The sequence below is a fragment of the Micromonospora sp. NPDC000089 genome, assembly GCF_042899365.1.
In the GTDB taxonomy this organism is placed as follows: Bacteria; Actinomycetota; Actinomycetes; order Mycobacteriales; family Micromonosporaceae; genus Micromonospora.
Genome location: NZ_JBIAZT010000011.1, coordinates 197708 through 219752, shown reverse-complemented (window position 1 = coordinate 219752; position 22045 = coordinate 197708). Strand labels below are relative to the sequence as shown.

21 protein-coding genes, 2 tRNA genes and 1 pseudogene are annotated in these 22045 nt (G+C 73.5%); 7 read left to right on the top strand and 17 right to left on the bottom strand.

Annotated features, from left to right (window positions below; genetic code table 11):
- The first annotated feature begins 577 nt into the window (after nt 1-577).
- Nucleotides 578-799 carry a hypothetical protein gene (locus ACFY3U_RS21285; protein ID WP_387204222.1) on the top strand — a complete coding sequence of 74 codons (222 nt, stop codon included), beginning with the start codon at nt 578-580 and terminating at the stop codon, nt 797-799.
- Between the two features lie 18 nt (nt 800-817).
- On the opposite strand, the gene ACFY3U_RS21280 is transcribed toward ACFY3U_RS21285, so the two are convergent.
- From ACFY3U_RS21280 to ACFY3U_RS21250, 7 genes are all read right to left on the bottom strand, one after another.
- A complete protein-coding gene (locus ACFY3U_RS21280; RefSeq protein ID WP_387204219.1) occupies nt 818-1615 on the bottom strand; it encodes a carbon-nitrogen hydrolase family protein in 798 nt (265 codons plus the stop codon).
- A gap of 39 nt (nt 1616-1654) precedes the next feature.
- A complete protein-coding gene (locus ACFY3U_RS21275) occupies nt 1655-2488 on the bottom strand; it encodes an EamA family transporter (protein ID WP_387204216.1) in 834 nt (277 codons plus the stop codon).
- 154 nt (nt 2489-2642) lie between these two features.
- A complete protein-coding gene (clpX, locus tag ACFY3U_RS21270; RefSeq protein ID WP_387204213.1) occupies nt 2643-3938 on the bottom strand; it encodes an ATP-dependent Clp protease ATP-binding subunit ClpX in 1296 nt (431 codons plus the stop codon).
- Nucleotides 3939-4152: 214 nt separating this feature from the next.
- Nucleotides 4153-4815, bottom strand: a complete 663-nt coding sequence (locus ACFY3U_RS21265; protein WP_121652300.1) for an ATP-dependent Clp protease proteolytic subunit — start codon at nt 4813-4815, stop codon at nt 4153-4155.
- Nucleotides 4816-4825: 10 nt separating this feature from the next.
- Nucleotides 4826-5467 carry an ATP-dependent Clp protease proteolytic subunit gene (locus ACFY3U_RS21260; RefSeq protein ID WP_387204210.1) on the bottom strand — a complete coding sequence of 214 codons (642 nt, stop codon included), beginning with the start codon at nt 5465-5467 and terminating at the stop codon, nt 4826-4828.
- Nucleotides 5468-5640: 173 nt separating this feature from the next.
- Nucleotides 5641-6993, bottom strand: a complete 1353-nt coding sequence (gene tig, locus ACFY3U_RS21255; protein ID WP_387204207.1) for a trigger factor — start codon at nt 6991-6993, stop codon at nt 5641-5643.
- Between the two features lie 147 nt (nt 6994-7140).
- A tRNA-Pro gene (locus ACFY3U_RS21250) sits at nt 7141-7214 on the bottom strand.
- Between the two features lie 170 nt (nt 7215-7384).
- Between ACFY3U_RS21250 and ACFY3U_RS21245 the strand changes: the two genes are divergently transcribed.
- A tRNA-Gly gene (locus tag ACFY3U_RS21245) sits at nt 7385-7458 on the top strand.
- A gap of 153 nt (nt 7459-7611) precedes the next feature.
- Here the strand turns inward: ACFY3U_RS21245 and ACFY3U_RS21240 are convergent.
- From ACFY3U_RS21240 to ACFY3U_RS21220, 5 genes and pseudogenes are all read right to left on the bottom strand, one after another.
- A pseudogene (locus tag ACFY3U_RS21240) lies at nt 7612-7719 on the bottom strand (type II toxin-antitoxin system VapC family toxin); the annotation flags it as partial.
- Nucleotides 7720-7914: 195 nt separating this feature from the next.
- Nucleotides 7915-8112: a hypothetical protein gene (locus ACFY3U_RS21235; RefSeq protein ID WP_387204204.1), complete on the bottom strand. Its 198-nt coding sequence runs from the start codon at nt 8110-8112 to the stop codon at nt 7915-7917.
- Between the two features lie 164 nt (nt 8113-8276).
- Nucleotides 8277-8774, bottom strand: coding sequence for a VOC family protein (locus ACFY3U_RS21230; RefSeq protein WP_387204201.1), 498 nt, complete (start codon nt 8772-8774; stop codon nt 8277-8279).
- 87 nt (nt 8775-8861) lie between these two features.
- Nucleotides 8862-9944: a DUF2332 domain-containing protein gene (locus ACFY3U_RS21225; RefSeq protein ID WP_387204199.1), complete on the bottom strand. Its 1083-nt coding sequence runs from the start codon at nt 9942-9944 to the stop codon at nt 8862-8864.
- Between the two features lie 78 nt (nt 9945-10022).
- The gene (locus tag ACFY3U_RS21220) at nt 10023-10409 is read right to left on the bottom strand and encodes a VOC family protein (protein ID WP_387204196.1); all 387 of its coding nucleotides are present in this window, start codon (nt 10407-10409) and stop codon (nt 10023-10025) included.
- A gap of 106 nt (nt 10410-10515) precedes the next feature.
- Here ACFY3U_RS21220 and ACFY3U_RS21215 point away from each other — a divergent pair, with 106 nt between their 5' ends.
- The 3 genes from ACFY3U_RS21215 to ACFY3U_RS21205 all read left to right on the top strand — a co-directional run bounded on the left by ACFY3U_RS21215 (nt 10516) and on the right by ACFY3U_RS21205 (nt 16485).
- On the top strand, nt 10516-11175 hold the full coding sequence (locus tag ACFY3U_RS21215; protein WP_387204193.1) for a winged helix-turn-helix transcriptional regulator: 660 nt from the start codon (nt 10516-10518) through the stop codon (nt 11173-11175).
- 215 nt (nt 11176-11390) lie between these two features.
- The gene (locus ACFY3U_RS21210) at nt 11391-14243 is read left to right on the top strand and encodes an Hsp70 family protein (RefSeq protein WP_387204190.1); all 2853 of its coding nucleotides are present in this window, start codon (nt 11391-11393) and stop codon (nt 14241-14243) included.
- A 109-nt stretch (nt 14244-14352) separates the two neighbouring features.
- Entirely contained in the window at nt 14353-16485 is a 2133-nt protein-coding gene (locus ACFY3U_RS21205; RefSeq protein WP_387204187.1) for a M14 family zinc carboxypeptidase, read from the top strand.
- A gap of 233 nt (nt 16486-16718) precedes the next feature.
- Here ACFY3U_RS21205 and ACFY3U_RS21200 read toward each other — a convergent pair whose 3' ends face one another.
- Nucleotides 16719-17255: a hypothetical protein gene (locus ACFY3U_RS21200; protein WP_387204184.1), complete on the bottom strand. Its 537-nt coding sequence runs from the start codon at nt 17253-17255 to the stop codon at nt 16719-16721.
- 110 nt (nt 17256-17365) lie between these two features.
- On the opposite strand from ACFY3U_RS21200, the gene ACFY3U_RS21195 reads away from it, so the two are divergent.
- Together ACFY3U_RS21195 and ACFY3U_RS21190 are read left to right on the top strand one after the other, a co-directional pair.
- Nucleotides 17366-18592, top strand: a complete 1227-nt coding sequence (locus tag ACFY3U_RS21195; protein WP_387204181.1) for a GNAT family N-acetyltransferase — start codon at nt 17366-17368, stop codon at nt 18590-18592.
- Nucleotides 18593-18624: 32 nt separating this feature from the next.
- Complete coding sequence (locus ACFY3U_RS21190) at nt 18625-18945, top strand: hypothetical protein (RefSeq protein WP_387204178.1); 321 nt, start codon at nt 18625-18627, stop codon at nt 18943-18945.
- A gap of 16 nt (nt 18946-18961) precedes the next feature.
- Here the strand turns inward: ACFY3U_RS21190 and ACFY3U_RS21185 are convergent, their stop codons facing one another.
- The 4 genes from ACFY3U_RS21185 to ACFY3U_RS21170 form a co-directional block, all read right to left on the bottom strand.
- Nucleotides 18962-19429: a ribose-5-phosphate isomerase gene (locus ACFY3U_RS21185; protein ID WP_387204175.1), complete on the bottom strand. Its 468-nt coding sequence runs from the start codon at nt 19427-19429 to the stop codon at nt 18962-18964.
- A 70-nt stretch (nt 19430-19499) separates the two neighbouring features.
- Entirely contained in the window at nt 19500-20702 is a 1203-nt protein-coding gene (locus ACFY3U_RS21180; protein ID WP_387204173.1) for a DUF1015 family protein, read from the bottom strand.
- 69 nt (nt 20703-20771) lie between these two features.
- Nucleotides 20772-21071, bottom strand: a complete 300-nt coding sequence (locus ACFY3U_RS21175) for a hypothetical protein (RefSeq protein ID WP_387204170.1) — start codon at nt 21069-21071, stop codon at nt 20772-20774.
- 175 nt (nt 21072-21246) lie between these two features.
- Nucleotides 21247-21870: a disulfide bond formation protein DsbA gene (locus ACFY3U_RS21170; protein ID WP_387204167.1), complete on the bottom strand. Its 624-nt coding sequence runs from the start codon at nt 21868-21870 to the stop codon at nt 21247-21249.
- Nucleotides 21871-22045 lie beyond the last annotated feature (175 nt).

The window sequence follows — 22045 nt, the reverse complement described above, 5'->3', positions numbered from 1 at the left end:
CCAGCCAGACACAAGCCTGACCAGCGCGGGGTATAAAACAATTGGCACTGGCTTATCAAGCACCCTGTTGAGTTCTCAAAGAACAACCACACACCAACCAGAGCTCCACACCGTGGAACCCCGCTTGGGGCAACCTCTCCAACCTACTCGGCTCGGCGCTCGCAGTCAACCTCAACTTCGAGGTGATCTTGATTGTCGATCCATCCACGCTCACGCACGCCGTAACCGGCGTTCGTTTCGATCGTGGGAAGCGGCAGACCGGCCGATCGCCGCTTCGCGGCTTTCTGCCCGGCTCCCTGCCGGCTTTCGAACTCTACCCGGTCGGCTTCGCGATCGCAACCCCTGTGTCGGAGTGTCTCGCACCGCCCGGTCTCAGTGATCGCTCGGCGTCGCCGCCGGGTGATCCTGGCGCCCGCTGTCGGCCGGTTCGTCCGGCCTCCCGCGTGCAGAGAGAAAGTTACGCGGAGGTGGCCATCAAAGGCAAATCAATGATCGTCGTTGGCTTTCGAACGCCGCGCCCGGTGCCCCGGACGGGTCCGCCGCCCGGCCGGCGCCCGGCCGTGCCAGAGTGACTGGCATGGATCAGGTCTCCCGCTCCACCGCTCCGGTAGCCGAGGAGGCACTGCTCAGCCTGCTGCTGCCGTTCTGGCAGGTGGTGATCGCGGTGGTGGTCCTGGTGGTCGTCGTACTCTCCGTCGCCCGGCTGGCCCGGCGCGGACGCTCGCGGATGACCACGGCCCTGCTGGTGACCGGTACGGCGATCGTCGGCCTCACCCTGCTCGGCGTGCTGCTGGGATGACGGGTCGACGCCGGCGGGTCAGAGCCGGCGGTTCGCCAGGCTCGGCACCTCGGTCCGGATGGTGTGCAGCCGGTCCAGGTCGAGCTCGACCACGGTGAACCCCGGCCCGTCCGGCACCTGGCCGAGCACCGTCCCCCACGGGTCGACCACCATGCTGCGCCCGAAGCAGGTACGGCCCGGCTCGTGGTCACCGGTCTGGCCGGCGGCGGCCACGTAGCACTGGTTCTCGATCGCCCGGGCACGCAGCAGCACCTCCCAGTGGTCCCGACCGGTGTGCATCATGAACGCCGCCGGGACGACCAGCAGCTGGGCGCCGCCCTCGGTCGCCAACCGCCGGTACAGCTCCGGGAAGCGCAGGTCGTAGCAGATCGACAGGCCCACCCGGAGCCCCTCGACGTCGACCACCACGGGTTGCTCCCCCGGCGCGACGGTCGCGGACTCCCGGTAGGAGACCCGACCGGGGATCTCCACGTCGTACAGGTGGATCTTGCGATAGCCGGCGGCCAGCGCGCCGGTGCGGTCGAAGACCAGGGTGGTGTTCCAGGTGTGGTCCGGGTCCGGCCCGGCCTCGTGGAAGGAACCGGCCACCACCCAGATGCCGAGCCGCTCGGCGACGCCGGCGAAGAACGTGCCCACCGTGCCGTCCACCGGCTCCGGGTCGGGCATCCCCGCCGACGGGCCGAGGTAGTCGACGTACTCCGGCAGGACCGCCAGATCGGCGCCGGCCGCCGCGGCCCGTTCGAGCAGCGCCGCCGCGGCGGCCAGGTTGGCCGCCCGGTCGTCGCGGGAGTTGAGCTGGCAGACGGCGACGCGCATGGAGATCAGGGTACGGCCGGACACCCGCCCCGGACAGCCTCAGATGCTGGCGAGCACGAGCGCGCCGGCGGCGAAGCCCAGCCCGGCCAGCTGCACCGGGCGCAGCCGTTCCCGGTCGACGGCCAGCGCCAACAGGACGGTACTGGCCGGGTAGAGCGCGGAGATGGCGGCGACGACGCTGAGGTGGCCGCGAGCGGCGGCGGCCAGGAAGAGCCCGTTCGCCGCACTGTCCAGCAGGCCGGCGGCCGCCGCCCAGCCCCAGACCCGGCGGTCGAGTCGCAGCCGGACGCGGGCGCCGGCGGCGAGGGCGACGCCGAACGCGATCGAGCTGACGCGTACCGCGAGGACGGGCCACATGCCGGCCGCCGTGCCGGCCTGGCCGAGCAGCGCGAAGAAGACGCCGAAGAGCGCGCCGGCGGCCAGGGCGAGCCCGATGAGTCGCGGCGAGACCCTCCCCCGGGTGCCGCCCTCCCCCAGGCTGACGAGCCCGATGGCGATCACGGCGAGCCCGGCGCCGCAGAGCGCGAGGGTCCCCGGCGAACGGGCGGTCAGCAGCCCGGCGACGATCGGCACCACCGCGGCGGTGATCGCGGTGATCGGGGCGACCACGGCCATCATCCCGCCGGCCAGGGCGCGGTAGAGCAGCACCACCCCGGCGGCGCCGGCCACCCCGGCCGCCGCTCCCCAGGCGAGATCGGCGCCGGCGGGACGGCCGGGCACCACCAGGACGAGCACGAGCAGCAGCGGGACGCTCAGCAGCTGGGAGATCACGGTGACGGCGATCGGGTCGGCGCGTCGGGACGCCTTGCCGCCGGAGAAGTCGGCCGTACCGAACGCGACCGCGGACACCGCCGCCAACATGATGGGGAACACCGCACGGTCCTACCAGATCCACCGCTGCGGTGCCAGCGCTGGGCCGGCCCGGGACCACGGCGTCAGCGACCCGGGCGAGCCCTCACCCCGACAGCGGAACGGCACGGCCACCGCAGCGGTGGCCGTGCCGTCGTGACGATGGGTGGGGCGTCGGTCAGGCCGACTTCTCCTCGCGGTCCCGCCGGGCTCGGCGACCGGTGAACTCGCGCGGCACGATCGTCGGATTGACGTTCTCCAGGACCACCTCGCGGGTGATCAGCACCCGGGCGGCGTCGGGGTTGCTCGGCACCTCGTACATCACGGAGAGCAGGACCTCTTCCATGATCGCCCGGAGGCCGCGGGCGCCGGTGCCGCGGAGCATGGCCTGGTCGGCGATCGCCTCCAGCGCCGGCGGCTCGAACTCCAGCTCGACCCCGTCGAGCTCGAAGAGGCGCTGGTACTGCCGGACCAGGGCGTTGCGCGGCTCGGTCAGGATGCGGACCAGGGCGGAGCGGTCCAGGCTGCGCACGTTGGTGATCACCGGCAGCCGGCCGATGAACTCCGGGATCAGCCCGAACTTGAGCATGTCCTCCGGCATGACCTGGCTGAAGATGTCGTCCGTCGACCGGTCGGAGACCGACCGCAGCCGGGCCCCGAACCCGGTGCCGCCGGAACCGGTGCGGGCCTCGATGATCTGGTCGAGCCCGGCGAAGGCGCCACCGCAGATGAACAGCACGTTGGTGGTGTCGATCTGGATGAACTCCTGGTGCGGGTGCTTGCGGCCGCCCTGCGGCGGGACGTTCGCGACCGTGCCCTCGAGCATCTTGAGCAGCGCCTGCTGCACACCCTCGCCGGAGACGTCCCGGGTGATCGACGGGTTCTCCGACTTACGGGCGATCTTGTCGACCTCGTCGATGTAGATGATGCCGGTCTCGGCGCGCTTGATGTCGTAGTCCGCGGCCTGGATCAGCTTGAGGAGGATGTTCTCCACGTCCTCGCCGACGTACCCGGCCTCGGTGAGCGCGGTGGCGTCCGCGATGGCGAACGGGACGTTCAGCATCCGGGCCAGGGTCTGCGCCAGGTGAGTCTTGCCGCACCCGGTGGGGCCGAGCAGGAGGATGTTCGACTTGGCCAGCTCGACGGCGTCGCTGCCGGAGCCCGGCGCGCCGGCCGCCTCGGCCTGGATCCGCTTGTAGTGGTTGTAGACCGCGACCGCGAGGGCCTTCTTGGCCTGGTCCTGGCCGACCACGTAGTTGTCCAGGAACTGGCAGATCTCCATCGGCTTGGGAAGCTCTTCCCACTTCACCTCGCCGGACTCGGCCAGCTCCTCTTCGATGATCTCGTTGCAGAGGTCGATGCACTCGTCGCAGATGTAGACCCCGGGCCCCGCGATGAGCTTCTTGACCTGCTTCTGCGACTTACCGCAGAAGGAGCATTTCAGTAGGTCGCCGCCGTCACCGATCCGTGCCACCTACGTTCTCCCTGCACTCGTCGGCCGGAACGCCGGCCCTGACCCGCGGGCGCTCTGCGGCGCCCGTCCGTCTCGATCCATCCGCCGGGTCGAACCCGGCGAAGCGGTACGACCCGACGTTACCCGTTGGCGGGGGTTTCTCCGACCCCCAAAACCGGTGTGTCAGAGGCCGGTCGGGAACGCCGTTCCCGACCGACCTCCCACGGGGTGTCGCTCAGCTGGCCGCGTTGGCGGCCAGCAGACCCTTCTTGCGGCTGGTCAGGATCGTGTCCACCAGCCCGTACTCCTTGGACTCCTCGGCCGTCATGATCTTGTCACGGTCGATGTCCTTGCGGACCTGCTCGATCGGCCGGTTGCAGTGCCGGGAGAGCATGTCCTCCAGCTGGGTCCGCATCCGCAGGATCTCCCGGGCCTGGATCTCGATGTCCGAGCCCTGCCCGTAGCCGCCCTCGGTGGCCGGCTGGTGGATGATGATGCGGGAGTTCGGCAGCGCCATCCGCTTGCCCGGCGTGCCCGCCGAGAGCAGCACGGCCGCCGCGCTCGCCGCCTGGCCCAGGCAGACGGTGGAGATGTCCGGTCGGACGTACTGCATGGTGTCGTAGATCGCCGTCATGGCGGTGAACGAGCCACCGGGCGAGTTGATGTACATGATGATGTCGCGGTCCGGGTCGGTGCCCTCGAGCGTCAGCAGCTGCGCCATCACGTCGTTGGCCGACGCGTCGTCCACCTGGACGCCGAGGAAGATGATCCGGTCCTCGAAGAGCTTGTTGTACGGGTTGGACTCCTTCACCCCGTACGACGTGCGCTCGACGAACGACGGCAGCACGTAGCGGTTGTGCACGGCCGCGAACTGGGGCGGCAGGCTCAGGTCGGTCATCGTCAGCTCCTCAGCTCAGGGTCCCGGCGCCATCCGGAACCTGCGCGGCCCCGATGATCACCTTGTCGATGAAGCCGTAGTCCATCGCCTCCTGGGCGGTGAACCAGCGGTCACGGTCGGAATCCGACTCGATCTGCGCCTGGCTCTGGCCGGTGTGGTGCGCCACCCGCTCCTGGAACATCCGCTTGGTGTAGAGCATCTGCTCCGCCTGGATCGCGATGTCCGACGCGGTGCCGCCGAGGCCACCCGACGGCTGGTGCATCATGATCCGGGCGTGCGGCAGGGCGTACCGCTTGCCCTTGGTGCCCGCGCAGAGCAGCAGCTGGCCCATCGAGGCCGCCATGCCCATCGCCACGGTCGACACGTCGTTGTCGATGAACTGCATGGTGTCGTAGATCGCCATGCCGGAGTAGACCGAGCCACCCGGCGAGTTGATCCACAGGTTGATGTCGCGGTCCGGGTCCTCCGCGGCGAGCAGCAGCAGCTGCGCGCAGATGCGGTTGGCGACCTGGTCGGTCACCTCGCTGCCCAGGAAAACGATCCGCTCCTTGAGCAACCGGTTGTAGACCGAGTCGTCGAGGTTGCCAATGGAGTCGCCACCGCGGGCCTCGATCGCCCGGAGCGACTTCTTGGGGATGTGCATGTCGGTCATGGCAGCCCTTCGCTCTCCGTACCGTCGTACCCGACATTAACCGCTCAGCCGGGTGATCGACTCCCGGTCGGGGCACTGTTCGCTCTCAGCGCAGCCACCTCGAAGCCGTACCCGAGAAAGGGTTTCGGCCGCCGTCCACCGCGAGGGGCGGACGGCGGCCGTACCGGGATCGGTCAGTGCTCGTGGTCGTGCTGGTGCGCCGCTTCGTTCTCGGCCCGCAGCGCGTCGAGGGTGACCTCGTTGCCCGCGCTGTCCTTGATCTTGATCTTCTCCATCACCGCGGCGAGCGCCTTGCCCCGGCGGACGTCGCCGAAGACGGCGGCCGCCGCGCCCGAGCGGACCAGCTGGTCGTAGTACTGCTGCGGCTGCATGCCGGCCCGCTGCGCCCGGTGCACGATCTCGTGGCCGAACTCGTCGTCCGAGACCTGGACGTCCTCGGCGTCGGCCAGGGTGTCCAGCAGGAGCTGGATCTTGACGCCCTCGATCGCCGCCTCGTTCAGCTCGGCGTCGATCTGCTCCTCGGTCTTCTCCTCGGCGGCGAGGTACTCCTCCAGGGAGGCGCCGATCCGCTCGAGCTGGTCGACCATGGCCGCCTTGCGGCTCTCGACCTCCTCCTTGACGACGCCCTCCGGCGCCGGCACCTCGGCGGCCGCGACCAGCTGCTCGAGGGCCTTGTCCCGGGCGGCGTAGATCTGCTCGACGCGCTTGCCGCGCTCGACCTTCTCGCGCAGGTCGGCCCGCAGCTCCTCGATCGAGTCGAACTCGCTGGCCATCTGGGCGAAGTCGTCGTCCAGCTCCGGCAGCTCCTTCTCCTTGACCGTGCGCACGGTCACCGCCACCTCGGCGTCCCGGCCGGCGAAGTCGCCACCGACCAGCTGGGTGGTGAAGGTGGTGCTGTCGCCGGCGGCCAGGCCGACCACGGCCTCGTCCAGGCCCGGCAGCAGCTGCTTGCTGCCCACCTCGTGGGAGATGTTGCTCGCCGAACCGCCCGGCACGTCCTCGCCGTCCACGGTCGCGTTCAGGTCGATCTGGACGTAGTCGCCCTCGGCGGCGGGCCGCTCCACGGTCTTCAGCGTGGCGAACCGCTCGCGCAGGCCGGTGACCTGCTCGTCGATCTCGCTGTCGTCGATCTGCAGCTCGTCCACGGTCACCTCGACGGTGGCCGGGTCCGGCAGGGTGATCTCCGGGCGGACGTCGACCTCGGCGGTGAAGTTGAGGGTGTCACCGTCGTTGAACTCGGTGATGTCGACCTCGGGCCGGCCGAGCGTCTTCAGGTCGTGCTCGCGGACCGCGGCGAGGATGTTCTGCGGGATGGCCTCCTGGATCGCCTCGTTGAGGACGGTCCCCCGGCCCACCCGCTGGTCGATCACGGCCGTCGGCACCTTGCCCCGGCGGAAGCCGGGCACCTGGACCTGCGAACCGATTTCCCGGTACGCCTTCTTGAGGCTCGGCTCGAGCTCGACGAACGGCACCTCGATGGCGAGCCGCACGCGCGTCGGGCTCAGAGTCTCGACGGTGCTCTTCACAGGCGTACTCCTTGACGGATCTCGGTTTGGATCTGGGCGTTCGATCAGCCCATCGAGTGTAGGCGAGCCGGCACGGCCTGCCGGCAGCGCCCGGGGGTCGCGCGGGCAGGGCGGCACCCAGGGCGCCGGCCCGGCCGCGGACGACTGTCGGGGTGGCGGGATTTGAACCCACGGCCCCTCGCTCCCAAAGCGAGTGCGCTACCAAGCTGCGCCACACCCCGTGGCGACCAGCAGTGTATGCCCTGGGCGCCCGCCCAGGGTGCCGGGGCGGCGGTCAACGCGCCGAAACGGCACGAACCGGACACCAGCCTCCGCGCCCGGCGGATACCTCCGCGCGGCGGGGCGACGGCACCGGGTAAGCTGTCGGCGCGCCTGCCCCCGGTGGGCGCACGCGGGCGTAGCTCAATGGTAGAGCTTCAGTCTTCCAAACTGACTACGCGGGTTCGATTCCCGTCGCCCGCTCCAGCCACGAAGGCCCAGGTGGACCGCATGATCGCGGCGCCTGGGCCTTCCCCTCAGCCAAGAAACGTCGAACAGGCGTAGACCGTCGTACTCGGCGAAGTCGGCATAGTCCTTGCCGTTGAACGTCGCCAGCGGGATCCGGTCGACCAGGCAGCAGGCCGCGATCCAGGAGTCGTTCGTCGGCCCGGGGCGACCCCGGTGCTGCGCCCGCGCCTGGAGCTGACCCCAGGTCGTCGCCACCGACTCGTCGAAGGGAAGCAGCACCACGCCGGATCGCCACTGCGCGAGGTCAGCCAGTTTGCGCGGCCCCAGCTCCGTAGCGCCGTCCACTTCGTCAGCTCGCCGAGCGTGACGAACGTGATGCACAGGGTCTTACCGGTGAGCCGGGCACGAAGCCGGTCGTGCCGGCGCCCCCTCAGGATTGCCGACGCGACGTCGGGGTGTCCAGGACGACCAGGCTCACGCGGCGTTGGCCCGCCGAGAGGAGTACAGGTCGGCGAGGAAGTCGTCCAGCTCTTCGTCGGACTCGAACAGGTCCGGCCGGGCCAGGTCGTCAATGGAGACCACCGGCCGCACGCCCTGACGACGGGCCAACTCCTCCGCCGGCACGTGCTCGGCGGCCGGCCACTCGGGCATCTGCTCGGCATTACTCGACATCACGAGCCACCTCCCGGGACACATCGCCACTCATTGCCGCACGGTAACGACCGGAACCACGGCCACGTGGGCACGCGGAACCCCCCATCGGCACGCCGCCCCTGGGCCGGTCGCCTGAGGGCGGCGAGCCACGCCACGGCGGCCCAGTTCAGCGGATTCAGAGATCAGCTCTGATAGAGATCGATGTAGTTGCCGCTCGGGTCGATCAGGCAGGACGACCGCGGCTTCCACGGTCGCTCCACCGGTGGGTACACCTCCTTCGCTCCGGCGTCGAGCGCCCGCTGGTGGGCTGACTCGACATCGTCGACGAGCAGTCCGAACCACCCCGGCCCGGCCGGGCCGGGGTGGTTCTGCTCGTCGGCGATCGTCAGGAGGAAGAACTGCTCGTTCGGCCAGGTGCCGAACTCGAACGAGCCAATCTCCTCGTTGAACGTGGCCCCGAAGGCCCTTCGGTAGAACCCGATCAACTCCGCGCGGTCGGTGGCGTTGATCGTCGCCTGCACGATGCGGACACCCTTCAGTGCGGGCACGCCGACTCCTTCCTCGATGTACCGGTCCGCCTCCCGGACCAGCTCGGTCAGCACCCCGACGCGTTGCGCCAGGTGGTCGCGGTGATTCCGTAGCAGGGCCGCGGCGGTCGGTCCGGACGGATCCCCGACCACCTGTCGAACGGACTCGACGGGCAGCTCGAGCTGGCGCAGGGCGCGAATCAGCCGCGCCCGCTGGACCTGCTCCGGCCGGTACCTCTGCTATCCCCGCGCCCCGTCCAGTGGCGCCAGCCAGTTCAGGTGCCCGTCGACCCGTACCAGGGAGGTCGGCTCGCGGTCGTCCGGCCCGTGGTACGCGATCACCCCGCGGTCGTCCGCCCGCTGGCCGTGGTGCGGCGCCGACGGCGGCTCCTGCCAGACGTGGTAGAGCGGTCCGCCCTCGCCGATCGAGTCGATCGCCGCGTCGAACGCGGCACGCCGCTGGGACGGCACGTGCATCCGGGTGGCGGCGTGGAACACCACCCGCGGCTCGCCGGCCGGCAGGCGCCCGCCCAGCGGCGGGCAGACGTCGATCGCGTCGCCGGCGATGATCTCCGGCGGGTCCGCCGCCACGTGGGCCAGGGCGGCCTCCAGCAGCCCCGCTCCCGCGTGGTCCTCGGGCCAGACGAGCGCCCGCAGCCAGCGCCGGTTCGGCTCGGCGGTGACGTCGACCGGGTCGAGGTCCACGCCGGTCCGGCTGGCGATCGGCGGGATGTCGTCCAGGTCCGGCGGCTCCCCGGCGCCCCGCCACTGGCTCTCGACGGTGACCGGAGAGTCATGGTTGCCGAAGGAGTGCCCGCCGACGAGGTAGCGGTAGCGGTCCACGTGCAGGTGGATGCCCGCGCTCGCGCCCACCTCGACCAGGTGCACCGGACCGGCGACCGGGAGCGCCGCCAGCGCGAAGCGGAGACCGGCGGCCCGGCGCACCACGTTCGACTGCACGAGCCGGGTCCGGACGAGGTGCTCGACGTCCCGGCCGAACGTCCGGCAGAAGCTCACGAACACCGGTCCCGCGAGCGCCGGATCGGCGGCGCCGGGGCCGACGACCGAGGGGTAGAAGTGGCGCAGGTCGTGGTCGGCCCCGTCCAGCAGGAGGTGGTGGACCGCGCCGAAGAGCAGGTAGGACGCCTGCTGCCCGGCGCGTCGCGCGCGCAGCAGCTCGAGAGTCGGTCGATCGGCCGCGACGACCGGGCACAGCGCCTGGTACAGCGGCGATGTGGTGAAGACGGTGGGCGACCGGGCGAAGTGCGCGGAAAGCTCCTCCACATCGGACGTGCGGTCCATGGCGGTCCCGTCGGTCGGCATGCCCCGGACCCTACGCGCCGCGTCGACGGCGGGTCGCGAGCACCGGAAGCGGGCCCGCTCCCCGCAGCGCGGCAACCGTCACCGCTGCCCGGCCAGGCCGACCAGGTTCCCCTCGGGGTCGGTGAACCGGGCGACCACGAGGTCCCGTCCCGCCACCCGCTCCGGGCCCGTCACCGGGCTGCCGCCCAGCTCCTCGGCCCGGCGGAGCGCGGCGCCCACATCGGGAACGCCGACGTAGAAGAGCACGTGCGGCCGGTGACCGGCGCCGCCGCCCACGCCGCCCACGAGCCCGGGGCCGCCGTCCTCTCCGGCGGAGCGGGTGTGCCCGTACTCCCCCTGCGCGGAGACCGATTCGGCGACCGGGCCGCCGACGTCGAACTCCCATCCGAACAGGGCGCCGTAGTAGCCCCGCAGCCGCTCCGGATCGGACCCGATGATCTCGAAGTGCACGACGGGGTCGCCCATGCGGACCTCCTCCTGCGCCCCGCCGCGACGCGACGGAGGACGCAGTTAGTTGATAAGAACAACCAGTCGGTATCATTTAACAACCATCTGGACCGGGAGGGCAAGCATGCCGACCAGCCGTACCTACGGCGACGCCTGCGGCATCGCCCGTGCGCTCGATGTCGTGGGCGAGCGCTGGGCGCTGCTCGTCGTCCGGGAACTGCTGCTCGGGCCACGGCGCTTCGCCGACCTGCGCCGCGCGCTGCCGGGAGCCAGCCCCAACATGCTCACCGACCGCCTGCGCGAACTGGAGGGCCGGGACGTGGTGCGCCGGCGCCGGCTTCCGCCTCCCGCCGCCTCGGCGGTGTACGAACTCACCGACTCGGGCCGGGACCTCGAACCCGTCCTCGCCGCTCTCGGCGGCTGGGGCCTGCGCGTGCCGCTCCCCCCGGCGCCCGCGCACCTCAGCGCCGTATCGGTGCTGCTGTTCCTGTGCGGATCGTGCCGCCCCGACCCACGGACGACGGCGACTACCTACCGGATCGACCTCGACGACCAGGTGTGGACGGTGGACGTCCGGGACGGTCAGGTCCACCTCGACCCGGGCGAGCCCGCCCGCCCGGACGCCGGCCTGCGTACCGACCCGGTCACCCTGAACGCGCTACTGGCCGACCCGGCCTCGCTGCCCGCCGCGCTCGCCGCCGGTGAGGCCGTCGTCAGCGGCGACCTGGCCGCGATCAGGCGACTGCTGGCGACGCCACCACCGGATCCGCAGCCGGACGCCTGATCTCCGGCGCGCCGGAGCGCGGTCGGCCCTCCGGCCGCCGTCGGCCCGACGGCGGTGAACGCGACGTCGGCCGGGTCGCTCTCCTGCCGGCCGCCCGACGTCCCGCCGCGGGCCCGTTCGTTCAGGACGGTCACCGACCGTCGATCCGTGGGGCGGCGGGTGCTGCGTACGATGCGGGGCCGGACGACCACCAATCCCGGCGGAGGAATCGGCGGATGGCAGGCCAGCAGGACGGGTTCGCCCTCGGCGTGGACCTCGGAACCTCCAACACGGTGGCGGTGCTGCGCCGGCCGGACGGGGGTACCCGACCGTTGCTGTTCGACGGGCAGCCGATCCTGCCGTCGGGCGTGTACGCGGACGCCGACGGCCGACTCCACGTCGGACGGGACGCGCAGCGCCTCGCCCAGGCGGACCCGACCCGGTACGAGCCGAACCCGAAGCGCCGGGTGGACGAGCCGACCGTGTCGCTGGGCGGACGGGCGTACCGACCTGCGGAGCTGCTCGCCGCGACCCTGTGGACGGTGGCCGAGGCGGCGGTGGCCGCGGCGGGCTTCCTGCCCCCGGCGGTGGTCACCTACCCGGCGACCTGGGAGGCGCCCCGCCGCCAGGTGCTGGCCGACGCACTCGCCCTGGCCGGCTGGCCGTCGGCGGCCGAGCACACCATGTCCGGGCCGGTGCCGTCGGGCACCCGGCTGCTGCGCGAGCCGGTGGCCGCGGCCCGGTACTTCACCGAGGTGCTGCGCCGGCCGGTGCCGGTGGGCGGCGCGGTCGCGGTCTTCGACTTCGGCGGCGGGACCCTGGACGTGGCGGTGGTCCGCAACGAGGGCGCCGACCCGTGGGGCGACTCCGGCTTCACCGTGATCTCCGCCGGCGGGATGGCCGACCTCGGCGGGCTGGACCTGGACGCGGCCCTGGTCGGCCGGCTGGGCGAGCTGGTCGGCGCGGCGCACCCGCGGGAGTGGGCGCGGCTGACCCACCCGGAGAACACCGGCGGGTGGCGGGACCGGCAGCAGCTCTGGGACAACGTACGCGGGGCGAAGGAGATGCTGTCCCGGGCGACCGGCGCGCCCGTGGCGGTGCCCGGGGTCGAGGCGGCGGCCGGGCTGACCCGCGACGACCTGGAACGGCTCGCCACTCCCCTGCTGGGCCGGGCGATTGCCGAGACGCGGGCGGTGGTCGAGGCGGCCGGGATCGTCCCGGCGCAGCTCGCCGGGTTGTTCCTGGTCGGCGGGTCGAGCCGGATCCCACTGGTGGCCCGGATGTTGCACGCCGAGCTGGGGGTGGCGCCGACCGTGCTGGAGCAGCCGGAGCTGCCGGTGGCGGAGGGCGCGCTGACCGACCTGCCGCTGCCCCGCCAGGCCCGTCGCCCGGCCGTACCCGTGGCCGCCGCCGCACCCGTGGCCGCCGCCGCACCCGCCGCGACGCCCGCCGCCAGGGTCGCCCCCGAAGCGCCCGCCCCGAGGGTCGGCCCGGAGGTGGCCGGCCCGACCGCGGGCAGCGCCCCCACCCCGGCGTACGCCCGGGCCGGCGACACCCGGCCGGAGGGCGCGCCGCTCGCCGGCACCCTCGCCGCGCCGCCCTTCGCCCCGCCGATCTCCGGTGCGCCCACCGGGCCGGCCGGACCGGGGCCGGCGACGGGGTGGCCGGGCGTACCCCCGGCTCCGCCCGCACCCGGGTCGGCGCCGGGGAGCGGACCCGGGCCGCGGCCGGCGGGCCGGGCCCGGCGTACGCCATGGATCCTGGCGGGGGTCGGCCTCGCGCTGGTCGGGGTGCTCGGTGCGGTGGCGTTGTGGTTGACCCGCGACCCCTATCCCCCGCTCGACTTCCACCCGGTCACCGAGGTGGCCCGCCCGCTGGCGGACGCCGAGCGGGCGGACGCGGCGTTCACCGCCACGCTGGAGGATCGCGCCTACCTGGCCCGGCAGCTGGGCGACGGTCGGCTGGAGGTGCTGGCGGTCGACAGCGGCAGCGGCGCCGAGCGGTGGCGCGGCACGGTCGCCGCCGGGACACAGCGGTGGGCCGGGGTGCGGGCGCTGCCGAAGGCGGTCGCGGTGCTCGCGGACGCCGCGGGCGACAGCACCCCGCGCGACCTGGTGGTGCTGGAGGCGGGCAGCGGCCGGGAGCGCTGGCGGCAGCCGGTGCACGGCGACGACCAGCTGTACTACACCCCCGACACAGCGGTCTGGCTGGACCGGGCCGGCGGCCGGCTGGTCGGGCTGCGACTGACCGACGGCCGGCCGGTCTGGACCCGCCCCAACCCACGCACCGAGTACGACGACACCCGCAGCACCGTCCTGCGGGTCGGCGACGACGCGGCGTCCGGCGCGCCGGCGTTCCTGGACGGCGGGTCCGCGGCGCCCTGGCGCGACGAGGCGGACCGGCTGGTGCAGGTGGGCGCCGACCGCTCGGTGCGGCTGCTCGACATGGACACCGGCCAGGTGCTCGCCGAGCGGGGGAACGTCGCGGACGTCGACGACCCGGTGGCGGCGTACGGGGACCGGCTCTACGTCGCCGACCAGGACCAGGGCTACAAGCTGCTCGGGTACGACCTGACCGCGCTCGCCGCCGCGCCGAAGGTGCTGCACACCGCCGACCAGGGGCACCGGCCGCTCGGACTGATCGGCTGCGGCGAGCACCGGGCGTGCCTGCTGGACGTGCCGGACGGCGACGCGCAGCGCACCGAGGTGGTGGCCGCCGTCGAGGGCGGGAAGGTCGGCCGCTGGGCGGCGCCGGGGGCGACCACGCTGGTCCCGGTCGGGACGCACCTGCTCGCCCGCCGCGAGTACCCGGACACCGTGACCCTCTTCGACGCCGACGGTGGCGTGGTGCTGCGGGACCGCAAGGGCACCGGCACCCGGCTGGACGGCGGCAACCTGCTGCTCTTCGCCGAGCCGCCGAGCTCGGTCGAGGACGACCGACCGGTGACCGGCGTGCCGGTCGCCGACGACCTGGTGGAGCTGGGCGTGCTGCCCGGCATCCGCAGCGAGTCCTGCTCGTGGAACACCGAGGTGATCGTCTGCGGGGTGGAACACGGCTTCGTGCTGTACCGGTTCGCCGGCGACGGCTGACCCCGCTCCGGCGCGTCGAATGCCCGCCTGACCGATAACGCCCTTGACAGAGATCGATGGCTCGACTGGGGTGGATGGCCAGTGACATCGACGTCCGCCAGGAGGGCATGTGTCTGTCCGACGACGGTGGACGGCGTTCGCCGCCACCACCATCCTGATCACCGCCGCCCTGTCCCACCCGGGTCCCGGCGCCGCCGCCCCGGCCACCCCCGCCGTCACGCTGGCACCGACGGAGACCGCCCTGGTCCGGGTCCGGCTCGCCGACCGGGCCCAACTCGACCGGCTCGTCGCCGCCGGTGCCGACCTGGCCGCCCGACCCCGGACGCAGGACGGCCGACCGGTCGCCGACCTGGTGCTCACCGGACGGCAGCTGGCCGACCTGACTGCCCGCGGCGCCGCCGCCGTCCAGCTGGTGCAGCGGGCGGGTGACGGCAGCCGGCGACTGGCCGAGAGCAGGCAGGCGGCGCGAGCCCGCGCCGCCGTCGGGCTGCGCGCCCGGCCCGGCACCCACGCCGCCGCCGCGGTGGACACCCTGTACGTGCAGCAGGCGTACTGGTGGACCACCGGCGGCCGGACCTTCCTGCAGACCCAGGTGGCCACCACCGCCACCGACGACCCGGACGTGCAGCTCACCGTCGTCTGGCGGACCGCCGACGGCGCCACCGGGTCGTACCCGCTGGTGCGGTTCGAGGACTCGGGCGAGTACCAGTACCACTACGCCCTGCCGCAGCCGCTGCCCGGCCGGCCGACGCAGATCACCGCCACCTCCAGCCTCGGCGGCACCAGCCGGGCGGTCACCCCGGCGCTCTGGCCGAACGCCACCCCGCCGCCGCTGCCGGCCGGCTACCAGAAGGACTTCATCGACGCGTACCTGACGCCGGTCGACATCCGGGCCCGGATCAAGCGGCTGGCCCGCCAGTACGACGACCTGGTCGACGTCATCGACCTGCCGAACAAGACCCAGGGGTACCGGCGTACCGCCGCGGCCTACCTGGGCGACCCGGCGGTGGCGGCGGTGGTCGTCGAGTCGGTGCGCTTCGGCGCCCAGGGCGCCAACGGGGTGCAGGTGCGGACCGTCGACCCGGGCGCGCCGAACCGCCCGCTGACCGTGCGGCTGCGCGACCGGGTGATCACCGTCTCGCTCGCCACCGACGTCGCGGGCAAGACGGTGAGCAGCACCGACGAGGTGGCCGCCGCGATCAACGCCCGGCTGGGCGACCGGTACCGGGCCACCGTCGAGGACGGGTCGACCGGGCTGCCGATGCCGGTGGCCGGCCCGGCCCGGCTGGACGACGGGCTGGCCGGCTCCGAGGTGCCGACCGGCCCGTGGACGGTGCAGGCGCTGCGGATCGGCGCGCACCGCGACGGCTCCCGGGTCGGGGTGCTGGCGTACTCGCAGGAGCACGCCCGGGAGTGGGCGACGCCGCTGGTCACGCTGGAGTTCGCGGAGCGGATGCTGGCCAACGCCCGGACCGACCCGGCCACCCGGGACCTGCTGGAGCAGGTCGACGTGTTCGTCATCCCGACCGTCAACCCGGACGGCGCGAACTACTCGTTCAACGACGCCAACTTCCAGCGCAAGAACCTGGTCAACCACTGCACCGGCACGGCCCGCGACCCGAAGTACCGCAACAACTGGGGCGTCGACGTCAACCGCAACTACACCGTCGGATCGTTCTTCGACGGGTACGTGGGGGCCAACGCCAACTGCCTGTCCGGGAACTACGCCGGCACGGGCGAGCTGTCCGAGCCGGAGAGCCGCAACGTGGTCGCCCTGGCCAAGGCGCATCCGAACATCCGCTTCGCGATGAACGTGCACTCGTACGGGGGCTACTTCATGTGGCCGCCCGGGGCGTACAAGGCGGACGGGCGGATCACCCTGCCCCGGCCGTCCACCGAGGAGGCGTCGCTCTTCCTGGCCAGCGCGCGGCGGATCGTCGGGGCCATCGCGACCGAGCGGGGCACGGTCACCTGGCCGTCGCAGACCGGGCCGGTGGCCGACGTGCTCTACTCCGCCGCCGGTAACTCCGCCGACCAGCTCTACTACGAGCTGGGCATCTTCGCCTGGGACTTCGAGGTGGGCAACGACCGGTGGAACGCGGCCACCGGCCAGTGGGAGGGGGTCGGCTTCCAGCCGCCCTTCGCCGAGGCGCACGGCGAGTCGCAGGAGTACGCCGGCGGCCTGGTCGAGCTGGTCCGGGTGGCCCGCGACTACGCGGCGGCCGAGCAGACCGCCCGCTGACGCGCGCCGGGGCCCGGCGGAGGTCACCGCCGGGCCTCAACGCCGTCCGGGCACCCGCGATCAGACGCGCCAGGCCCGGACGGCCGCCGGGCCGTGGGAAGGCCGGGCGGGTGGATGAAACGCCCCGGGCCGGGTATGCCCCGCCGTCCTGGTGGGGAAGCGACCGGCGTCGCGGCACTCCGCGACGCCGTGCCGCGGTCGGGCGGCCCACGGCGGCCCGACCGCGGCGCACGTCAGCGGTTGGTGACGAAGTTCCAGGCGTCCACGACCCACTGGGTCTGCTGCAGATAGGCGACCCCCACCCCGGCCAGGAAAACGGCCGTGACCAGGTGCGCACCCCGCGCGCCGTGCCGCACCCGACCCAGCTGCCGCTCCCAGATCAACCGGCCGAGCAGCCGGGAGAGCGCGAACAGGCCCACCGCGACCAGCAGGCTGAGCACGAAGGTGAGCAGCGGGGCGCCCAGGTTGCCCCGACCGGAGATCGCCCAGATCCCCCAGCAGACGAACGCGAAGAGCACGCCGCCCGCGCTCCACTCGCCGCCGCGCTTGAGCTGCGCCACGTGCCAGCTCATCGGCCGGCGCGGGGCGGACGGCTCCGACCAGTCGTGCCCCTCGTCGATCACCGGGAACGGCTCGGTGCGCGTGTTGCGGCGCTGCCCGACCGAGGCGACCCCGCGCTGGAAGGCGTCCCGCTGCGGCGGCACCCCGACACCCGGCTGCGGCGGCACCTCGACGGTCCGCTCCGCCCACGGCTGTGTCTGGTCTGCCATCTCGTGTCCTCCCCAGGAACCGGCGTGGTCGTCGGCCGACCCACCGCCTCCGAGGGTAGCCAGCCGGTAAATGGGTCGCCGCCCCGCGTGCGCTCGGCTACACAGGGGCGGTGACCGACGCGATCGAGGTGCCCCGTCCCGACGACTTCGACGACATCTGGCGCCTGATGAGCGACGCCTTCCACGAGCCGCCCAACCCGGAGGCCCGGGAGGCCGAGCGCGGGGTCTTCGAGCCGGAACGGGCCCTGCTGGTCCGCGACCGGGGGGCAGCCGTGGCGCACGCCGCCGCGTTCACCCGGATGCTGACCGTGCCGGGGGCCATGGTTCCCGCCGCGCACGTGACGATGGTCTCCGTCGCCGTCACCCACCGCCGTCGCGGGCTGCTCACCGCGTTGATGCGCCGGCAGCTGCGGGAGATCCGCGACGCCGGCCGGGAGCCGGTCTCGGTGCTCTGGGCCAGCGAGGGCCGGATCTATCCCCGGTTCGGCTACGGGCTGGCCGCGCCGCGGCTGAGCATCGACTGCCCGGCCACCACCGAGCTGCGGCTGCCCGAGCCGACCGCCGCGCCGGCCGCGCTGCGCCTGGCCGACCCGGGCGCCGCGCAACCCGACCTGGCCCGGGTGTACGACCGGCTGCGCCCGGACCGCCCCGGCTGGTCGAGCCGGGACGAGCGCTGGTGGCGGTACCTGCTGGCCGACCCGCCCGCCTACCGGGAGGGCGCCACCCCGCTGCGGGTGCTGCTGCACGACGGCCCGGACGGCGTCGACGGGTACGCGTTGTGGCGCACGAAGGACGACTGGAACGCCGCCGGCCCGAACGGGCAGGTCCAGGTGACCGAGGTGGCGGCGGCCACACCCGAGGCGTACCTGGCGCTGTGGCGCACGCTCTTCTCGGTCGACCTGACCCGGCGGCTGTCGTTCTCCCGGGCGGCGCTGGACGAGCCGCTGCTGCGGTTGGTCGACGAGCCACGTCGACTCGGCGCCTCGTACCTCGACGGGCTCTGGGTGCGGCTGGTCGACGTGCCGGCCGCGCTGGCCGCCCGCCGCTACGCCACACCCGTTGACGTGGTGATCGAGGTGACCGACCCGCTGCTGCCCGAGAACACCGGTCGGTGGCGGCTCACCGGCGGGCCCACCGAGGCCACCTGCGTACGCACCGATGATCCGGCGGAGCTGGCCTGCGACGTGCGCTGCCTGGGCGAGCTGTACCTGGGCGGCGCGGTGCTGGGCGGGCTGGCGGCCGCCGGGCGGGTGCGGGAGCTGCGCCCTGGCGCCCTCGCCGCGGCCGGGCCGGCGTTCGGCTGGCACCGGGCCCCGGCGCCGATGGACATCTTCTGACCGGTGCCGCCCGGGGGCGGTACGGTCGACCGATGGCGGAAGCGGAGCGACGGCGGCGCCGGCTGCGTCACCAGCCGGACGGCGGCGGGGACGGCGACGGCCCGAACGCGGCCACGGCCGAGGTGCACGACGGGGCGCCGACCCCCCGGGTCCGGCGCGGCGCGGACGACGGTGAGCGCGGGCTGCGCGGCCTGGTCGGCTCCGGCTCCTCCCAGGTGGGCGTCAGCGCCGCGCTGCGGGCCCGGGACGCGACCCGGCCGACCGACCAGGACCTGGCCGAGGCGGAGGCGCGGCTGCTGATCGTCCGGCGCAACTGGGTGCCCCGGGAGGACCTGCCCCGCCCGGGCCGCTGATCCCCCGGGGCGACCGTCAGGGCAGCTCGGGCAGGCGCCGGGTGGCCTCGTACTCGGCCACCTGGGCGATCCGGCGGGCGTGCCGAGGGTTGCCGGAGAACGGCGTGCCGAGGAACGCCTCGACCAGCGCGGTGGCCTCGTCGAGGGTGTGCTGCCGGGCGCCGACCGCCACCACGTTGGCGTCGTTGTGCTCCCGGCCCAGCTGGGCGGTCTCGATGTTCCAGGCCAGCGCGGCCCGGACGCCGGCGACCTTGTTCGCGGCGATCTGCTCGCCGTTGCCGGAGCCGCCGATGACCACCCCGAGGCTGCCCGGATCGGCCACCACCCGGTCGCCGGTGTGCAGGCAGAAGGCCGGGTAGTCGTCGTCCGGGTCGAAGGCGTGCGGGCCGACGTCGACCACCTCGTAACCCTGCTTGGCCAGGTGGTTGGCCAGGTGCACCTTCAGCTCGAAACCGGCGTGGTCGGATCCCAGGTAGACGCGCATACCGGGAGTCTGTCAAACCACGCCCCGGCACGCCGCGCGGGCGGCGTACCGGGGCGGTTTCGTCACAGCGTCAGCGGGCCAGCTCGGCCACCACCAGGCCGGCGCGGGCCTTGGGGGTGAACCAGGTGCTCTTGCGGGGCATCTTCTGCCGGGCCAGGTTCACCGCGACGAAGTCGTCCACGGTCACCGGGGCGACCAGCACGGCCAGCTCGGCGCGCCCGGCGTCCACCTCGCCGGTGAGCCAGCTCGCCGGGTAGTCGCCGCCGACGTAGGTGACCCGCTTGTCACCCGGGTCGAGGCCGAGCGCGTCGCGCAGCAGCAGCCGCTCGACCAGGGCGTGGTCGAGGTTCTCCAGCCGACCGGCGCTCTCGTCGTGCGGCAGCGTCACCGCGTACCCACCGCCGGGGAGCCGCAGGTGCACGGTGCCGCCGGCCGCCGGGACCTCGACCGGGCCGTCGATCTCGGTGATCTTCGCGCCGACCGCCCGGAGCCGGTCGAGCAGCTCGACCGGGGTGGTGGTCAGCTCGGCGACCAACCGGTTGTAGGGCTGGATGGCCACCGACGCCGGCGTGGTGACCACCGACAGGAAGCGCGGCAGGCCGCCGGTCTGGGCCGCCAGGCTGCGGTGGTTGCCGTCCGCGACCACCAGCTCACCGCCGCCGGCCAGGGTGGTCAGCTCGTCCTGCCGCGGGCCGGGGCCGAGCAGCCAGATGGCGTGCGTCCGGCCGGCCTGGTCGGTGTCGGTGGCGGCGGGGGCGCCGGCCGACTCGGTCGCCGCCGCGAGCGCGGCGTGCAGCTCGTCGCCGCGCCCGGTCTGCAGCAGCAGCACGGGCGAGAGCAGGTGACCCAACGCCTCGGCCAGGGCGACCCGCTCGCGCACCTTGGCGATGAACACGTCCTCGTTGCGGATCACCAGGCCCGGCTCGTCGGCCTTGGTGGAGATCTGGTCGGTGTCGACCATCGCCCACAGCCCGTACGCCGACTCCTCCCCCGGCGCGCTGATCCGGTAGAGCACCACGACCTGCTCGGCCGGGGTGTAGCTGCCGTCGGCCTTCGCCTCGGCCAGCCGCGCCGCCGCGTCGGGCAGCGCGTCGAGGAAGGACTTCCCCACGCTCTCCGGCGCCCGGTGCGGCATCTCGATGCCGAGGGCACTGTGCGGGTTCGCCTCGACGATCGCGGTGATCTCCGCGTCGTCGGCGAACTCGTCGTAGTTCTGCGCGCCGGTGCCGCCAGTGGTGATCCAGGCCCGGGCGATCGGATGCACGACCGTCATGCCGGGCACGCTACCGGCGGCGGGCGCCCGGCCGGTGCCGACCCCGCGCGGGTCCATCAGATGAACCGTTCAGCCGCGCTCGTTCGGCCCCCGGCCCCGTCGCCGGTGCCGACCGGACGGGCCGGCCCCGGGGGCCGGGCGGCGGGCCGGCACCCGGCCGGCGGGCGGGGTGGCGCGGGAGGTCACCGGGACCCGGGCCACGCCGACCACGATCGGCGGGGCGAGCAGCTCGACCATCTCGGCCGGCAGGGACGGGCTGACCGCGGGCCAGGGGCAGTCCTGCACCGACCAGTACGTGGACTCGGGCGGTTCGGCGGTCGCCGGCCCGGTCGACGGATCGTCAGCGGACGGGCGGCGGTGCTTGGCCATCGGGGGAGCCTCCGGGGCAGCCGGGTGCGGCCGCTGCCGGCCGCTGCGCTGGACACCGGGTGAAACGACCCCGCGGGCGAGAGGGTGACGCGCACCGGACGCGGTGTGCGACGCCCCGCCGGGGCGGAACGCGACGTCGGGCCCGCCTCGCGCCGGGCCCGACGTCGCGGGAGCCTCAGTCGAAGATCGGGCCGAGCTCCCGGCTGCGCTTCAGCTCGTAGAAGCCCGGGGTGCCGGCGACCAGCAGGACGCCGTCCCAGAGCTTGCCGGCGGCCTCGCCCTTGGGGGCCGGCGTGATGACCGGGCCGAAGAAGGCGACCTTGCCGCCGTCCGGGCCCGGGGCGTGGATCACCGGGGTGCCCACGTCGGTGCCGACCGGGCGCATGCCCGCCTCGTGGCTGGCCCGCAGCGCCTCGTCGTACGCGGTGGACTCGGCGGCGTCGGCGAGCGACGCGTCCAGCCCGACGTCGGCGAGGGCGGCGGTGATCATCTCCCGGCCCAGCGGCTCCTTGCCGAGGTGGATCCGGGTGCCCATGGCGGTGTAGAGCTTCGCCAGCGTCTCGGCGCCGTGCGCCTGCTCGACGGCGATGCACACCCGCACCGGGCCCCAGCCCTTCTTCATCATGTCCTGGTACTCCTCGGGCAGGTCCCGGCCCTCGTTGAGCACCGACAGGCTCATCACGTGGAAGGCGATGTCCAGTTCGCGGACCCGCTCCACCTCCAGCAGCCAGCGGGAGGTGATCCAGGCCCACGGGCACAACGGGTCGAACCACATGTCGACGGTGACACGCTCGCTCACAGTGGGATCCCTTCGCGACGGGTGCGCGCCGGTGACCCGGCGCGACTACCTGCGATCCTCACCCCGAACGGCATCGACCGGCAGCGGAATGAGAGCGTGACGTCGGCCACCGCGGTGTCGTGGTGCATGGAAGACTCGGTTCGGTCGACCGCCACGAGCGGCCGGCGGGGCCGCA

Excerpts from the sequence above, each read along its gene's own strand:
- ACFY3U_RS21220 (WP_387204196.1), bottom strand. The coding sequence starts at position 10,409 with ATGGGCGACCCCGTCGTGCACTTCGAGATCATCGGGTCCGATCCGGAG.
- ACFY3U_RS21235 (WP_387204204.1), bottom strand. The coding sequence starts at position 8,112 with ATGTCGAGTAATGCCGAGCAGATGCCCGAGTGGCCGGCCGCCGAGCAC.
- ACFY3U_RS21200 (WP_387204184.1), bottom strand. The coding sequence starts at position 17,255 with ATGGCAGACCAGACACAGCCGTGGGCGGAGCGGACCGTCGAGGTGCCG.
- ACFY3U_RS21175 (WP_387204170.1), bottom strand. The coding sequence starts at position 21,071 with ATGGCCAAGCACCGCCGCCCGTCCGCTGACGATCCGTCGACCGGGCCG.
- ACFY3U_RS21190 (WP_387204178.1), top strand. The coding sequence starts at position 18,625 with ATGGCGGAAGCGGAGCGACGGCGGCGCCGGCTGCGTCACCAGCCGGAC.
- ACFY3U_RS21215 (WP_387204193.1), top strand. The coding sequence starts at position 10,516 with ATGCCGACCAGCCGTACCTACGGCGACGCCTGCGGCATCGCCCGTGCG.
- ACFY3U_RS21185 (WP_387204175.1), bottom strand. The coding sequence starts at position 19,429 with ATGCGCGTCTACCTGGGATCCGACCACGCCGGTTTCGAGCTGAAGGTG.
- ACFY3U_RS21285 (WP_387204222.1), top strand. The coding sequence starts at position 578 with ATGGATCAGGTCTCCCGCTCCACCGCTCCGGTAGCCGAGGAGGCACTG.
- ACFY3U_RS21260 (WP_387204210.1), bottom strand. The coding sequence starts at position 5,467 with ATGACCGACATGCACATCCCCAAGAAGTCGCTCCGGGCGATCGAGGCC.
- ACFY3U_RS21180 (WP_387204173.1), bottom strand. The coding sequence starts at position 20,702 with ATGACGGTCGTGCATCCGATCGCCCGGGCCTGGATCACCACTGGCGGC.
- ACFY3U_RS21210 (WP_387204190.1), top strand. The coding sequence starts at position 11,391 with ATGGCAGGCCAGCAGGACGGGTTCGCCCTCGGCGTGGACCTCGGAACC.
- ACFY3U_RS21265 (WP_121652300.1), bottom strand. The coding sequence starts at position 4,815 with ATGACCGACCTGAGCCTGCCGCCCCAGTTCGCGGCCGTGCACAACCGC.
- ACFY3U_RS21225 (WP_387204199.1), bottom strand. The coding sequence starts at position 9,944 with ATGCCGACCGACGGGACCGCCATGGACCGCACGTCCGATGTGGAGGAG.
- ACFY3U_RS21280 (WP_387204219.1), bottom strand. The coding sequence starts at position 1,615 with ATGCGCGTCGCCGTCTGCCAGCTCAACTCCCGCGACGACCGGGCGGCC.